The following is a 16014-nucleotide window of genomic DNA, read 5'->3' as shown; positions in this document are numbered from 1 at the left end:
AATTCGCTAGTAATAACCAGTTATTAGGTACGCAAATTGCCCTTGTTCTATGAAAAAATACCTTCAATAAATAAAAATTGGATAATATAAATAACTTCATAGTATTAGCTAATTTCTTATCTCGAGTTAAGGTTAATCAGCTTTAGTCTTAAACTTAATAAAAGTAAAGACTAAAGCAATTAATGGTAGGGGCTTAAAAAGCAGATAAGAATCGAATTGTATTAGGATTTAAGTCTGTGCTGATACGTTGGTTAATTAGCTCACCTGTCGCTGTGTTTAATAAATCCAAGCCAGGGTTATCTGGATTTGCGACAGCTATCCATAATTGGCCAAATGAATCTAAAGCAATATAATTGATATCTTCACTACCAGAGTTAGCTAATTTAGTATTGCTGATTTCACCTGTTGTTGGGTTAAATTTGTATAAGCTAGATATTTCATGATAACTAGGTGTATAAACAGAGCCTGTTACTGTTAAATATCCTTCAGTATTTGAAACAATGGCTACCCCAGAAATATTACTAGATGTGTTACCTTGTACATCTGCTGCTGATACTACGACTTGGCTCTCGTAGGTATTAGCGTTGATTCTCTCAATCAAGCTAGTGTCAATTGTGCCGTCATAAGCGTCATGTGTATGAATGTATAAGTTATCTTGGTACACAGTCAGTGAGTTTTCTAGAGGATTTGTACCAGATAACTTAATACCTTTAAAGTTATCATTTGCATCACTATTTGTTTCAATCTCTAGATCAGTCTCGGTATCAAATACTGCAACATAGGCATCATGAGTAGCCCAGTTTTCATCTAATCGTTGTAAACTAATGAATAGTTTTCCATTGATAATTTTAGCATCTGATGCCGAAGGTGCTTGTTTAGCCGCAGTTGGGTTATAAACCGATAAGTCGATTTCACCGAGTTTGAACTCAGCGTATGTGGCAGCTGATGGGTTAACAATCCAAACTGTTTCTGCGCCATATCGTATTAAATATGCCTTCGTATTATTTAGTACGGCAAGCTTGTATGGGTTTTGTGTGGTCGATTGCGAATCTAAGGTTGAATATTGATATTCAGCAGTAGTCGCTGTCGCCGCGTTATATTTAGTAATAGTATCTAAATTTCTTTTTCCGATATGGAAAATACTATTTCTATAGGTATCAATTGTATAGTCGCTGTCTGTTTTAGTGTAATAGGTTTCAACTGTATTTGTGGTTAAATCAACCGAAACAACTTCTGAGCTTGAGTAATCAGCAGCAACAGTTTGCACCACAACGCCAGTTGTGATTGGGCCAGATGCGCCATTGTCATTCGAACAAGCAGCGACTAAAGTCAAAGTTGCGGCTAACGGCGCGTATTTTAAAAGTGAATTAAACGGCATATTATAAATTCTCTATGGTTAAAGTAAGTTGCAGGCGTCTACCCTGTGTAGGGCGGTTGGCAAGATCTTGGTAGTGGTTATTAAATAAGTTAAAAACGGTAGTTGTTAACTTGTAATCTTGATATTGGTAACGAAGAGCAATATCTGTTTGGTTATTTAAGCTGTTGTCATGCCCATCATCAAATTTATTAGGCTTATTATAATAAAGCTTATCTCTTAGCTGCTGTGACCAAGTTAAGTTCAGCTGATCACTTGCTTTGTATGTGATTTGATAGTTAAAGTTGTAGTGGTATATACCGGGTAAATATCTATCATTTGAAGAGGTCACTTTATCCGAACTGGTATTAGAGTTTAGGAGTTCTGTCCTAGCACTTATATCGATAGCATCATTAAGTTTATAGCTAATACCGGATTCTACGCCTTGTAATTTAGCATCACTGACGTTTTCGTAATGACCAGCACCAGATGAATAATAGATAGCGACTATGCTATTGGTTAGGTTTTTATGATAAAAAGCGAAATCAAAAGCGAATGCTTGAGTTTGGTAATCATATTCAAAACTAATCGAATCCGATCTTTCGTCTTGTAAATTTTTATTACCTTTAAAAGCGCCTCTGTCGCCAAAGAGTTCAAATAGAGTGGGGGGGCGACTGGCAGAATGTAGATTCAGCACATAGTTAGATTGCTCGGCTTGGTAGGCTACCCCAAACTCAGTTGTATGGTAGGTTTTGTCTCTGTCAATTTTTTCTGGTGATAATGCATTTGTTTCAATATTGGAGTTAGACTCAAATTGACTTGAATGCTGAAAAAAACTTGACCAATTTGCCGAGTGGTAATTGATTCTATTCGTTAACACTATTTTTTCTTGTTTTGCACTAATGTCGCAATTTGACTTAACACTTGAACTTTGGTCACAGTAAAAGGTCTCGCTATTTTTATAGCTAGTTGATTGATATTTTTCAATTAAGGCATTCAGAGCAGGTACATAACTAATCTGGCCCCATTGAAATGACGGAGATAAATTTGCTGCTAGCGTTTTAGTTCGGTATTCACCTCTAAACTCTTCAATACCCTCAGGCCGATCAAAATAGTCTTCATATTTATTTTCAATGTACAAGCTCATTTGCATTGAGTTTACCCAACTCGACTGAAGCAGCCAGTCATCTTCAGCACCGATGCGCCAACTACGGGTTTTTAGCATAGAACTATTGTCTGGGTGATTGTTTTGGTAATTAGCAAAGTGTTTTTGCTGATGTTTCACATCTAAATTTAATTTAATTGCATGATCACTGAGGTTGAAGTTATCACTTAAGTAAAAATTAGTTTTTTGGTATTGGTTATTTTTCAGTTTTTGTTCAGAGAAGTTATTTGGGTTGTTATATTCTCTTAGAAGACTTTCATAATCATTATCGACGTTCAATAATTCAAAACCAGCAAGTAAACTGTGAGATTTAAATTTTTTGACCATGGAGGTTGATAAGGAATGGTAGCCAAAAGACCCAATTGAGGTAGCTAATCGGTTATGGTCTTTGTTAGGATTTAAAGTATTAATTTTAATTACGCCACCAATTGGCGTTAAACCCGAACCTAAACTTCCATTTTTACTTATTTCTAAAGATTCGACTTGGTCTAATGATAAGGTATTTAAATCAAAGCTACCAAATTGACTGTCGTTTAGTAATTGACCATCTAAGTAGATTTGAACTTGTTTGGTTGTTGAGCCCCGAATTGATACAGAAATTGGATTACCTACGCCTGATACTTGGCGAATTTGAACACCGGCCATTTTTTGTAGAACACTGGTTAAATCTTGACCTAAGGCTAAGAGAGATTTTCTATCGAACACTAGGCTATTGTTTATAGAGGCAGTTTGCTCTCCATTAACTTCGATGGTTTCAATTGTATCAGTTGACTCTTTAGCGAATGCTAGATTCAAGCTAGAAAATAAGAAGAATATTAGAAGTAAATATTTCATTTGGCCTCAGAAGAGGCGGGCAGTATCATGCTTTATGAATACATAGCAAAAGCACTTTACTTATCGCCCACCGCAATAAATCAATTATTATCTGTAGGCCGGTATCCGGGCTGACGACTGAATTACTCTGGTAATATCCTTCCCATATTTTTCAATACAGTGGTTAGCATTTAAGCTTATATTACTTTTAGTCGATCACCGTTGCGGGGGCAGCGTTGGATTTGTTACTCACCAAACTTCCCGTTTAACTTGTACGAAACAAGCACCTATCAAATTCGGCGCTACTCTAGTCTTTTATAATCGAGAGGTCAAATAATTAACTTGAATTTTATTCAGTGATAAGTTGGATTTTTTTAAACTGGTTTAGCAAAAATATCGGCATTAAATGACTGTTTATTCTGTTTTGTTGAATAAAAATTCAAAAATTATTGATCTTTTCTCGTCTATTATCTGTTCAGTCACAAAATACTGTTGTATTATATTGCTCCATTTTTTGCTTAATTTTAGTTAGGAACCTAAACCAATGTTTCAACAATTAACTAGTTTACCGCCAGATCCGTTATTAGGCATTGCCGTTGCTTATCGTCAAGATACTAACCCTAAAAAGGTTGACTTAGGTGTAGGTGTATATAAAACCGAAGATGGTAATACGCCAATTCTAACTAGCGTGAGCAAATCGTTACAAATTTTATTAGATTCAGAAGATTCTAAATCATACATTCAAGCTCGTGGTAACCAAGCTTTCTTAGATGGTATGGAAAAGCTAGTTTTAGGTGCGAACAACCCTTTACTTACTTCTGGTCGTGTTGAAAGTGTTCAAGCACCAGGTGGTACAGGTTCACTTAAATTAGGTTTTGAATTAATTAAACGTGGTAATCCAAATGCTAAAATTTGGGTGAGTGACCCAACTTGGGCAAACCATGTTGCTTTAATTAAATCTACAGGCTTAGCAACCGAAGCTTATCCTTATTATGATAAAGCGAATAGTAAGTTAAAAGCAGACGAAATGTTATCTACGCTTGCTGAGTTAGGTCCAAACGATGTTGTGTTACTACATGGGTGTTGTCATAACCCAACTGGAGAAGACATTACACCTGAATTATGGACTAAAATTGCTGATTTAGCGGTTGAAAAAGGTTTTGTACCTTTCATCGATATCGCTTATCAAGGATTTGGTGCTGATTTAGAAACTGATGTTGCCGGTGTACGTGAATTGGTCAGTAAAGTACCTGAAGCTTTGATTGTTACTTCATGTTCTAAAAACTTTGGCTTATACCGTGAGCGTACTGGTTTAATCACAACAATTAGTGAAACACCCGTTTCAGCGGGTATCGCTTTAACTCACGTGTTAAACATTGCACGTGAAATATATTCAATGCCACCTTCATACGGCGGTGCAGCAGTTGGTATTTTATTAGCAGATGATGCGTTAACAACTGAGTGGAAAACTGAATTAGCTGAAATGTGTGGTCGTATGCGCAACTTACGTGCTTTATTAGTAGATAAATTACACGAGCGTAACGTAGAAAAAGACTTTAGCTTCATCAACAACCAAAATGGTATGTTTACTTTCTTAGGTATTAACCCTGAGCAAGTACAACAAATTCGTGATGAATATGCAATTTATATGGCTGGTAGCAGCCGTATCAACATTGCTGGTATTTCTAACTCGAATGTTGATTACATAGCGGACGCTGTTGCAGCTGTATTATAATTTTAATACTGACAATATAAGCTAAGGCTTATATTTGAATGCTATTTAAAAGGCTAAAACTTTGTTTTAGCCTTTTTTATTTTTGAAAGGAATAAAAATGTACCGAAATATTATCTTGACCACTTTGCTTTGTTTGTTGGTGTCTGCTTGCTCAACTCGACAAGCAGGTGAGCGTTATTCAGGTTCAACAGAACAGCGACTTGTCACCTATAGTATTCAGGATATGGCTGAACAAATTAAAAGCGAGCCGCTAGATGAGTTAGCGAATCAAAAAGTAACTGTAGAAAGTTATTTTCTATTGAAAAACCATGTCACAGAATATGCTGAAGCCAAGATTACTACTGCTTTAACCGAAGAATTTGGCTCTGAATTTATTTCAGCAGATAAAATAGACGTGGGTGTTAACCCTGCTAAATATAAACTCAAATTATTTTTTACCTCGTTAGGCACAGATAGAGACAGTGCTGGATTAAGTATACCTTTAGTGGATTACTCTGATCCCGAAAGAAGTACTTCAATTAATATTTTAGCGGTAGATATGTATCATGGAATTTCCGAATGTGAATATTATTTAATGGAGATAGCGAGCGGTAAAATTGTTCAAGAAGGCAGATTAAAAGCGAGAGTAAGAACAGATAACTTTACCACGCCTTTCTTTAGTTTTCCTATTTCTGATATTGACGATTAGTAGACCTTAAAATAAGGGTAACAAGTTTTACGCTCAGAAAGCTCTAAAATAATCTTCAATAATAAAGCCTGCTAGTAGAACTAATATCAGTCTGCTAGCCGGCTAAAATACAAAATTTCCACTCAATCTAGCTGTTATATAGATTTACAATCTTAGTTTTGTGTTTACCCCTGTCATTTATTTAGATAGCGGTTATAATGCTGGGCTATTCTTCATAATTTATTATTTAACCATGCATTTGTTTGTTAACGATTTAACCGTAATTGATTTTTCCTACTTAGACACAGCAAGAGGTATTGTTGGCGAGAGTTGGATTGTTGATGTTGCATTAATTGGTCAATTGAATGAGCAAAATATGGTGCTTGATTTTGGTGTCGTAAAAAGCCAAATAAAACGAATAATAGATGATGAATTTGATCACAAATTACATATTCCAGAAGATTCTTCAGCGTTAATTCAAAAAGACAGCAAAGATGGCCAGCTCAGTGTGACCTTTAAAATGGATAGTTTAGATTTGATCCATATGTCAGCGCCTGATTCAGCCTATTGTTTTGTTCAATCAGAAAATATCAGCATTGAAGAAGTACTACCGCTGATTCGCTCTACTGTGATGCGTCATATGCCGGAAAATGTTAAAGACATTGAAATCACCCTGAGAGCTGAGAATATTACTCAAGAGTATTATCATTACAGTCACGGCTTGAAAAAGCATGATGGCAATTGTCAAAGGATAGTACACGGCCATAGATCAAAGGTAACTGTCTTTAAAAATGGACAAGCGGATAAAGATTGGCAGTCATATTGGCAAAAGCGCTGGCAAGATATTTATTTAGGTAGCGAAGAAGATCTCAATCAAGAATTATCGACAGATTTTTGTCTACAGAATAATGTCCTAGCGGATAATTATTACGGCTTCTCTTATACTGCTAATCAAGGCTTGTTTGAATTAGTTTGCCCTAAAGCTATATCGGATTTGATCGATAGAGATTCTACGGTTGAGTGTTTAGCCGAATTTATGCTTGAAGTGATGCAACAACAGGAACCAGAAGCCGAATTTAAAGTATTGGCCTATGAAGGAGTCTCAAAAGGTGCGATTGCCTACAGCTAAAACTTCAGCGAGATGTTTATCTCTGCTGATAAGCATTTTATTTTTTTTACCAGCGGCTGCAATTTCAGCGGCGGCAGACACTTCACTGATTATTCACCAACAAGTATTACAAGCTGGTGGCTTTATTAAAGGCCAAGTTAGCCATTGTGATGAATACGTTTTAACTTATAAAAAACACCAACAAAAAGCCAGATGTACTGAGCAAGGCGAGTTTTTATTAGGCTTTGGTCGTGATGATGCCGGTTTACATACAGTTAAGTTTAACCTCAAACCCAAAGGCCAATTTGTATTTCAGTTTAATGTCGCTGGCAGGGAATATAAAACCGATAAAGTAAATGGTGTGCCTAGTAAGACAGTTTCTCCACCTAAATCCGTCACCGAAAGAATCAGCAAAGAAAACGAACAAATATGGCTTGCGAGAAATAAAGACTCTAATTTACATGCCTTTTTACAATCTTTTATTTGGCCTGCTAAAGGTCGAATAAGTGGTGTTTATGGCAGCCAAAGAATTTTCAATGGTGTACCGAAAAGGCCGCACTTTGGATTAGACATAGCAGCTAAAACGGGTACTGAAGTTTATGCGCCTGCAGACGGTGTTATTCGTGTCGCACATCAAGATATGTTTTATTCAGGTGGAACCATTATTTTAGACCATGGCTATGGCATATCATCTACCTTTATTCACTTGTCTAAACTCGAAATTGAAGCCGGCCAAACAGTTAAGCAGGGTGATTTAATTGGACGTATTGGCAAGTCGGGTAGAGCAACCGGCCCTCATTTAGACTGGCGCATTAATTGGTTTCAAGTCAGACTTGATCCTGCTTTTTGGGTAAAACCTCAAGGTAACCTTTAAAGCCTTTAATCACTAATCCTTACTACTTGATTGTAGTTAAGCATATGATAATGTTAGGTTAAATGATTCGAGTATTACTCATACATCGTGATTAATCTACAATAGACTTTAGCTCAAAGACGAGTCTAGTAATAGCTGGCTATTACTAGCGAATTCAACGCAGTTATCAGGAAAAAGGCCCTCAAGAAAGCAAGTTTTTATCCCGAGTTGAGGTTACTTATATAATTTTACTTGGGTGAAGAATATTTTTTGGAGAGTTTAGAGAGGTGAGTCCTGATTTACCAAAGTGGTAAATCAGGAAATCGCGGCTTGATTAGTTATATAATTCAAACATAGCCGAAATAGATTCTTCATTGCTAACACGACGGATAGCTTCAGCAAGCATAGAACTCATAGTTAATTGAGTAACTTTTTCTAATTTAGCCATTTCAGGGGAAAGTGGGATAGAATCAGTAATAACTAAGCCATCTAATAATGAATCACGAATGTTTTCCGCGGCATTACCTGAGAATACAGCATGTGTTGCGTAACCAAATACTTTACGTGCACCTTTATCTTTAAGTGCTGAAGCAGCTTTAGAAAGCGTGCCACCCGTATCTATCATGTCATCAACAATGATACAGTCTCTGCCTTCGACATCACCAATAATATGCATAACTTGTGCGATATTCGCTTTTGGACGACGCTTATCGATAATAGCTAAATCACAATCATCGAACTGCTTAGCAATTGCTCTCGCTCGAACAACACCACCGATGTCAGGAGACACAATGACAGGGTTTTCAAAATTTTGGTCTGTCATATGCTCCAGTAAAATAGGGCTACCGAAGACGTTATCTACAGGAACGTCGAAGAAGCCTTGAATTTGTTCTGCGTGTAAATCAACCGTCATCACACGGTCTACACCAACATTTGATAAGAAATCAGCAACTACTTTAGCTGTGATTGGAACACGAGCAGAGCGTACACGTCTGTCTTGTCTAGCATAACCAAAATATGGGATAACAGCAGTAATACGACCAGCTGATGCACGACGAAGCGCATCGATCATAACGATTAACTCCATTAAGTTATCGTTAGTCGGTGCACAGGTCGATTGAATAATGAAAACATCAGCACCACGAACATTTTCATTTACTTGAACACTGATTTCACCATCACTGAATCGGCCTACGACACAAGAGCCTAATTTAATAAATAAACGGCTCGCAATTTTTTGCGCTAATTCCGGTGTTGCATTTCCGGCGAAAATTTTCATATCTGGCACGATATAGAACCTCAGGTGATATCTATGGTTAAAATATTAATTGGACAGTAAATCCAAACTAAATCAATAAATCTTAGCAATTATAGCATCTAATCTTATTTCTATTAATTGCTAAATTTTTATTTAAGTAATAAATTCAAATTCTTGAGTACAGGGGATTGCTGCAGTGTTTCTACAACCCAAGTCTGAATACCAATTGGTGCGGTTTTCTGAACTTTGAGTGCTTCATTTTTGCTAGAAAAAACCGCAAAACTACATGCACCTGTACCTGTCATTCGAGATGGCGCGTATTCTAACAACCAGTCCAAGGTTTTGGCAACTAAAGGAAAGCGAGAAGTTGCAATTGGTTGGCAATCATTGTGAGTTTTTGCAAATTGATACTGCTCAAAGTCAATCTTTGCTGTATTTCTACACAAATTTTCTTCACCAAAAATATCTTGGGTCGAAATATGACAATTTTCAGGTAAGGCAATTAATAAATACTGAGTCGACTGTTTAGTGTCATATAAAAATTCACCTATGCCTTCAGCAAAAGCGGTTTGGCCATTTACAAAAACGGGCACATCCGCACCGAGCGAAACGCCTATTTCCATCAATTGGGTTTGAGCCAAGCCGCAATTCCAAAGTTTATTGAGTACTAACAAACAAGTGGCTGCATTTGAGGAACCGCCACCTAAGCCACCGCCCATAGGGATTTGTTTGTTGCAGTGTATTTGAATCCCTAACTCAGTTTTTTTGTATGGTATTAACTTTTCTGCCGCTTTATAAATTAAGTTATTGGTTTTAGAAACACCGGCAGTATCGCCTGTTAATTCAATTGTATTTTCAAGCGTTTGAGTAAAGCTAAGCTCGTCGTATAGACTGATAAATTGAAACAAGGTTTGCAATTCGTGGTAGCCATTTTCTCTTTGTCCGGTAATGTGGAGAAACCAATTAATTTTAGCAGGGGACTGTACAACTAGGTTTTGGATCATTGATTAATATTTTTCCATTCATTAATTTGTAAAATAATCGTATTATCAAGGTGCTTGCACTTTATTTTACTGGGTAGCTTCACCTTGTGTAGCTTTTCGTAACTCAAGTAATCTACTACCCATTCTTGAGTTGGACTGGTTCTTATTAGCACTTTTTTTGCACTGCCGTCAGGGTGTTTAGAAATGACCACACCTTTATGTAAACCTTTTATCCAATTGCTTAAATCGGCAATTGGAATTTGCCAGCCAATTTTGCTTAGGATAAGCCCCTCAGGATCATTTGATTGATATTTTTCGCCATCAGCAGATATTTTTATCTTATGTTTATTGCCACTTATTTCTGCGACTTGAATACCTAAGTAAGTACTTAATTGCAAATGGTAATTTGAGTTATTCTGTCGCCAAAAAAGCGAGGCAGATTTGGTCTCGTACGGAGTCTTAACCGCTATTTTCCCTAGCATCTGAAAATTGACAATTTGTTTAGGGTGACTGATATCATCTAGCTGGCTTAAATCGGGTGTGATGCTACAGCCGGAGGATAATATGATGAAAATCAATAAAGTTATTAGTTTGATGTCGGTTAATGCTTTCAAATTTTGCTTCCATCCCGTAAAATTGCGAGCTCATTTTGCATTTATTTTTTCTTCTAGGTTTGTTGTAATTTTTTAATGGCTTTATTTTCTTTTGGCGTCAGCTATAAAACCGCTCCAGTAAGTATACGGGAGAAAGTTGCGTTTTCTACAGAGCAAATGGTTAATTCTATTGCTGACTTAAAACAACAAGCTCAAATCGACGAAGCTGTTATTGTTTCAACTTGTAACCGCACCGAAATTTTTGTCACTGCAAAAGCTTTCTCTCAAACTCAAGCTTTAGCTTGGCTTGCCCATACGCATTCTATTGAAGCCGAGCAGTTGACTCAAGTGGTTTATTTTTATCAAGACAGAGCAGTTACAGAACATTTAATGTCAGTTGCTTGCGGTTTAGACTCCATGGTTTTGGGCGAACCGCAAATTCTCGGTCAATTAAAACAAGCTTATGCGGTTGCGGATACACATAATTTTGTCTCAAGTAGTTTAGCCAGATTATTTCAAATGACTTTCTCTGTTGCTAAAGATGTACGGACTAATACAGATATTGGCAGTTCGGCTGTATCTGTTGCTTTTGCCGCAGTGAGTTTAGCTAAACATATTTTCTCCGATTTAAGTCAAAATAAAGTTTTACTCGTTGGTGCAGGTGAAACCACAGAATTAGTTGCTCGTCATTTAGCTGAAGCTGGTTGTAATAAAATGACGGTGGCAAACAGAAGTGTGCAAAGAGCTGAAACATTGGCTGAAATTTTCAATGCTGAAGTCTCTACGTTATCGCAAATACCTGAGTTACTCGTTAATGCTGATATAGTGGTTAGTTCAACCGCAAGCCAGTTACCGCTCATAGGTAAAGGTATGGTTGAGACTGCAATGAAGTTAAGAAAAAATCGACCTATGTTTGTTGTCGATTTAGCTGTGCCTAGAGATGTTGAATCTCAAGTTAATGATATCGACAATGTTTACCTTTATACCGTCGATGATTTGCAAGGCATAGTGCAAAAAAACCAAGAAAAAAGACAAGATGCAGCAGAGAAAGCTAAGCTTATTATCGAACAAGAAGTGATTAAATATCATGCTTGGTTAGAGTCACTAAAATCAGTTGATTATGTTCGAAGTTATCGAGCAAATGCCGATGACATAAAGCAAGCTTTGCTGCAAAAAGCGGTAAACCAGATAAATCAAGGAGCAGAGGTTGAAAAAGTATTAGCTGAATTTGCCAATAAATTAACCAATCAATTGGTGCATAGCCCGACTGTTGCACTAAATAAAGCAGCGGCTGAAAAAGATAAAGCCAAAATTGAATTTTTAGCTAAACACTTAGGTGTTCACTCTGAATCATAAATTTAAAAACTGAGTTTTAAATGAAAGAAACAATTATACGAAAATTAGAAGGTCTTGAAGAAAGATATGAAGAGGTTCAAGTTCTATTAGGCGAGCCTGATATTATTATGGACCAAGATAAGTTCCGTTCATTATCTAAAGAATATTCTCAACTTGAAGACGTCGTAAAAGGATTTCGAGATTATAAGCAAGCACTTGAAGATTTAGCTGCTGCAAACGAAATGATGGAAGAAGACGATGCTGAAATGCGTGAAATGGCGCAAGAAGAAGTCAAAGCAGCGAAAATTCAGTTAGAAGAGCTAACAGATGCGTTGCAAATTTTATTGTTGCCGAAAGACCCTAACGATGACAGAAACTGTTTTATCGAAATAAGGGCGGGTGCAGGCGGTGATGAAGCGGCTATCTTCGCTGGTGATTTATTCCGTATGTATTCTCGTTATGCTGAAACTAAACGTTGGCGTGTTGAGTTAATGAGCGCAAACGCAAGTGAGCAAGGTGGCTATAAGGAAATTGTTGTTCATGTAACAGGTGATGGTGCTTACGGGCGCTTAAAGTTTGAATCTGGTGGTCATAGGGTTCAACGTGTACCAGAAACTGAATCTCAAGGTCGAATTCATACCTCAGCTTGTACTGTTGCTATTTTGCCTGAAATTCCTGAAGCAGAAGCGATTCAAATTAATCCTGCTGATTTAAGAGTTGATACGTTCCGTGCATCTGGTGCTGGTGGTCAGCACGTTAATAAAACCGATTCTGCGATCCGTTTAACGCATTTACCTTCTGGCATAGTCGTTGAGTGTCAAGATGAAAGGTCACAACACAAGAACAGAGCTAAAGCTATGTCTGTGCTGGCGGCACGAATTCAGGCAGTTGAAGATGAAAAACGTCAAAAAGAAGAAGAGTCTACTCGCCGTAACCTAGTAGGTAGTGGTGATAGATCAGAGCGTATTCGTACTTATAACTACCCTCAAGGTCGTATCACAGATCATCGTATAAACTTAACGCTTTATCGTTTAAACGAGATAATTGCTGGTGAAGTGGATGCAGTTATTGACCCTATTATTCACGAGCATCAAGCTGATTTATTAGCAACCTTATCTGAAGATTAAGGTTTAATTTGTTTATAAATCAAAGTTTAGAGCAAGCTTGGCGACATGCTGCCAGCTTGCTGACAAAGTCTGATAGTGCAACACTAGATGCTCAACTGCTTTTATTAGCTGCAATTGAGCGCGAAAGCCGCATCTATTTGATGACGTATCCTGAAACCTTATTAACCTTTGAGCAAGCTGATAAATTTACTCAGCTAATTGAGCAAAGGTTAACTGGCAAACCAGTCGCACATATTTTAGGGATTCGTGAATTTTGGGGCTTACCTATCCAGGTAAACCCGAGTACTTTGATCCCTAGACCAGATACAGAGACTTTGATTGATACTGTGCTGGAGAAATATCGAGATAGAATAAATGAGCCTTTAACTGTGCTCGATTTAGGGACAGGTACAGGCGCTATCGCCTTAGCTTTAAAATCTGAATGCCCAAATTGGCAAGTACATGCAGTTGAATTTAACCCAGATGCGTTTCAACTGGCTATATCTAATAGCCAAAAGCTTAGCCTAGATATTGAGCTACATTTAGGTTCTTGGTTTTCAGCTTTGCCAAAAAACTTTCCTCTAAAATTTGATTTAATTGTATCAAATCCACCTTATATAGATGAAAACGACCCGCACTTAAATCAAGGCGATGTTTGCTTTGAACCTAAGTCAGCGTTAGTCGCCGATAATCAGGGCTTGTCTGATATTGAGTTAATCACACATCAAGCAAAAGGATTTTTAAAACCTTCGGCTTATTTAATGTTTGAACATGGTTATCAGCAAGCTGATTTAGTTCAGAACATCTTCCAGAGCGAAGGTTATTCAGCAATAGAAACGATTAAAGATATTGCTGAAAACGACAGGGTTACTCTTGCACAAAATTTATCTTAAACACATCTAAACACGCCTAAACAACTCAAACCTAGATTTTCTAACTCACTCTATAAAGCAAGCTATTTCCAGTATTCAGCTCAGCTGGTTCTCGATTGGATTTGGACTGTGTTGCTGAACTTAACCTTACATAAATTTACAATTACTAACTAAGCCTGATGCACTGAGTATAGTAAATTACACTTTTCGCGGTTAAAAAGGTAATTCAATGAAACATTTTATTTGGCTAAGCTTAGTGTCAATATTATTGATATCAGGGTGTGGAAGTACGGCACAAGATAAAAATGGACAACAAAATTCGAATAATCTGCAAGCTAAAAAATTTGTCGCAGAAGTGATTTCTGGTGCTCAACTATATCCAGTAAATAAAGATAGTAAAGGCAGCGGCAAAAAACAGCAATTTGGTATTGATTGGCATGATATTAAAAGTCTTCCAGTTAACTCAGGTGCTTGGTTAGCTGTCGATCAAGTTGGTAAATTAGATAACAAAACTGATTGGAAAATTGTCGACAATATATTGACTCGTGCCAGTAAAAATAAATTTGGAAGAGGGCTCTCTTTTGTCATTAATAATAATGATGGGCTACTTACAGGCGAATACCCTTTTTCGTTTGAATACTTTTTAAAAGATGCTGATATTTCAACACCTGAAGTTCATAGCATGATGGCCTACCGAGTGACAGGCATTCCTAATAATGACTGGCAAGGGCAGATAAATCTCACTGCTGGTAATGGTGCGTTTGCTGGATCAGGCGCAACAGCATCAAAAGTACAAGGCTCTGTTGATTTAAAAAGCAAAGGAAAACTCGCTTTAACGTCAACTTGGCTCAAAGAAGAAGCCAAAATCGATGTAACTGGAATGAAATGGATAGTGATTTCTTTCGGTGTCAGTTCTAGGGAGGATACTAGCCAAGATCTATCTGAGGTGGTTGGCATCAGAAATGTCATGGTGCCTTCACCATAAAGGCTTTTATAACTTCAAAATTAAAATGAGTATTTTTATGTTTAACAAAATTTTAGTAAAGACGTGGCTTATTTCTGCTGCTGTTTGCACTTCTTTTAATTCACTTGCGGCTGGCTTTTCGGCTGAAAAAGTTGTGCCAAAGCAAGGAAACTCTGTTGCTAAATATTATAGTCTAGATGCATCAGAACGGCTCGATTTAAAAAATCATGACAAGGCGGTTAATATTTTTAAAGGCATGTGGTTAAGAGATCCTTATATTTATAAAGGACCAGATGGTTATTTTTATTACACCGGCACACGATTAGATAGAATATTGGGTGGCGCTAAATATGATCATGCGAACGAGGGCGTCGAAATTTGGCGTAGTAAAAATTTAGCCGATTGGGAATTACTAGGCGTGCCTGTTCGCCTGAGTATGTTATCTGAATTTGATGACTTAGTGGAACGGGCTAGTAAGAAACCACATAATGAAGGGAAAGCTTTATTATGGGCTCCTGAAATACATTCTTTTGATGGTAAGTGGTACATCACGCATACAACGAATTCACAGCGCGCAGCCTTATGGGTTGCGAATAACCCAGAAGGTCCTTACAAAGAGCTCATCGGAATTGGTAAATTTGGTCATAGACATGATCCGACTCTTTATCAAGATGATGACGGCCGCAATTATCTGCTTTATCGTGCAACCGATATAATTGAAATGAAAAAGGATTTTTCAGGCTTTATCGGTAATAAACAAGAAATAAAACCTAGTGATAGAAAAATTGGTCACGAAGGCACTTACATGATTAAAGTGGGTAAGAAATATGTTGTTTTTGGTACTGCATGGAGCACAGATAAAATGCGGCATGGTACATATAATCTTTATTACACAACATCAGACAACATTATGGGGCCTTATTCTGAGCGTAAATGGGTCGGTAGATTTCTAGGGCATGGTACACCATTTAAAGATAACCAAGGACGTTGGTGGATGACAGCATTTACTAATGGTAAATATCTTGAGTATGACACACTAATGGCACAAGATACTCAGGCTGATAAGGCTTATACCGGAACCAAAAATGGAGCTATGTTAGTGCCTATGGATATATCGACTGACGAAAAAGGGGAGGTTAGATTTAAAGTTAAAGATTATCGCTTTGCAACGCCTGGACCTGAAGAAGTACAAAGCTTTAATTAAACTT

Annotated in this window: 14 protein-coding genes and 1 riboswitch; of the genes, 9 read left to right on the top strand and 5 right to left on the bottom strand. The window is 37.3% G+C overall.

Annotated elements, in window-relative coordinates; translation table 11 throughout:
- Nucleotides 1-193 precede the first annotated feature (193 nt).
- Both XM47_RS03920 and XM47_RS03915 read right to left on the bottom strand, forming a co-directional pair.
- Nucleotides 194-1378 carry a hypothetical protein gene (locus XM47_RS03920; protein ID WP_048689913.1) on the bottom strand — a complete coding sequence of 395 codons (1185 nt, stop codon included), beginning with the start codon at nucleotides 1376-1378 and terminating at the stop codon, nucleotides 194-196.
- Nucleotide 1379: 1 nt separating this feature from the next.
- Entirely contained in the window at nucleotides 1380-3353 is a 1974-nt protein-coding gene (locus XM47_RS03915) for a TonB-dependent receptor plug domain-containing protein (protein ID WP_048689912.1), read from the bottom strand.
- Nucleotides 3354-3432: 79 nt separating this feature from the next.
- Nucleotides 3433-3636: riboswitch (cobalamin riboswitch) on the bottom strand.
- A 240-nt stretch (nucleotides 3637-3876) separates the two neighbouring features.
- On the opposite strand from XM47_RS03915, the gene XM47_RS03910 reads away from it, so the two are divergent.
- From XM47_RS03910 to XM47_RS03895, 4 genes are all read left to right on the top strand, one after another.
- The gene (locus XM47_RS03910; RefSeq protein WP_048689909.1) at nucleotides 3877-5067 is read left to right on the top strand and encodes an amino acid aminotransferase; all 1191 of its coding nucleotides are present in this window, start codon (nucleotides 3877-3879) and stop codon (nucleotides 5065-5067) included.
- Nucleotides 5068-5164: 97 nt separating this feature from the next.
- Nucleotides 5165-5755: a hypothetical protein gene (locus XM47_RS03905; protein ID WP_048689906.1), complete on the top strand. Its 591-nt coding sequence runs from the start codon at nucleotides 5165-5167 to the stop codon at nucleotides 5753-5755.
- A gap of 232 nt (nucleotides 5756-5987) precedes the next feature.
- Nucleotides 5988-6863: a 6-carboxytetrahydropterin synthase gene (locus XM47_RS03900; RefSeq protein WP_048690111.1), complete on the top strand. Its 876-nt coding sequence runs from the start codon at nucleotides 5988-5990 to the stop codon at nucleotides 6861-6863.
- Nucleotides 6844-7716 (top strand): M23 family metallopeptidase, encoded by an 873-nt coding sequence (locus tag XM47_RS03895; protein ID WP_245623417.1) that lies wholly within the window; start codon nucleotides 6844-6846, stop codon nucleotides 7714-7716. Before XM47_RS03900 ends, XM47_RS03895 begins: the two co-directional genes overlap by 20 nt.
- Nucleotides 7717-8029: 313 nt before the next feature.
- Here XM47_RS03895 and XM47_RS03890 read toward each other — a convergent pair whose 3' ends face one another.
- The 3 genes from XM47_RS03890 to lolB all read right to left on the bottom strand — a co-directional run bounded on the left by XM47_RS03890 (nucleotide 8030) and on the right by lolB (nucleotide 10550).
- A complete protein-coding gene (locus XM47_RS03890; RefSeq protein ID WP_048689905.1) occupies nucleotides 8030-8983 on the bottom strand; it encodes a ribose-phosphate pyrophosphokinase in 954 nt (317 codons plus the stop codon).
- Nucleotides 8984-9102: 119 nt separating this feature from the next.
- Nucleotides 9103-9957: a 4-(cytidine 5'-diphospho)-2-C-methyl-D-erythritol kinase gene (ispE, locus tag XM47_RS03885; protein WP_048689902.1), complete on the bottom strand. Its 855-nt coding sequence runs from the start codon at nucleotides 9955-9957 to the stop codon at nucleotides 9103-9105.
- On the bottom strand, nucleotides 9954-10550 hold the full coding sequence (lolB, locus tag XM47_RS03880) for a lipoprotein insertase outer membrane protein LolB (protein WP_048689899.1): 597 nt from the start codon (nucleotides 10548-10550) through the stop codon (nucleotides 9954-9956). Before lolB ends, ispE begins: the two co-directional genes overlap by 4 nt.
- Before the next feature lie 75 nt (nucleotides 10551-10625).
- On the opposite strand from lolB, the gene hemA reads away from it, so the two are divergent.
- From hemA to XM47_RS03855, 5 genes are all read left to right on the top strand, one after another.
- A complete protein-coding gene (gene hemA, locus XM47_RS03875) occupies nucleotides 10626-11885 on the top strand; it encodes a glutamyl-tRNA reductase (protein WP_048689897.1) in 1260 nt (419 codons plus the stop codon).
- Between the two features lie 20 nt (nucleotides 11886-11905).
- Nucleotides 11906-12991 (top strand): peptide chain release factor 1, encoded by a 1086-nt coding sequence (gene prfA, locus XM47_RS03870; protein WP_048689893.1) that lies wholly within the window; start codon nucleotides 11906-11908, stop codon nucleotides 12989-12991.
- Between the two features lie 8 nt (nucleotides 12992-12999).
- Nucleotides 13000-13863: a peptide chain release factor N(5)-glutamine methyltransferase gene (gene prmC / locus XM47_RS03865; RefSeq protein WP_342669140.1), complete on the top strand. Its 864-nt coding sequence runs from the start codon at nucleotides 13000-13002 to the stop codon at nucleotides 13861-13863.
- Between the two features lie 208 nt (nucleotides 13864-14071).
- Nucleotides 14072-14827 (top strand): hypothetical protein, encoded by a 756-nt coding sequence (locus tag XM47_RS03860; protein WP_048689891.1) that lies wholly within the window; start codon nucleotides 14072-14074, stop codon nucleotides 14825-14827.
- 37 nt (nucleotides 14828-14864) lie between these two features.
- Entirely contained in the window at nucleotides 14865-16010 is a 1146-nt protein-coding gene (locus tag XM47_RS03855) for a family 43 glycosylhydrolase (RefSeq protein ID WP_172656498.1), read from the top strand.
- Nucleotides 16011-16014 lie beyond the last annotated feature (4 nt).

Source organism: Catenovulum maritimum, from assembly GCF_001050375.1.
Taxonomy (GTDB): domain Bacteria; phylum Pseudomonadota; class Gammaproteobacteria; order Enterobacterales; family Alteromonadaceae; genus Catenovulum; species Catenovulum maritimum.
The sequence above is the reverse complement of the archived record's forward strand: the minus strand, read 5'-3'. Positions and strand labels throughout refer to the sequence as shown.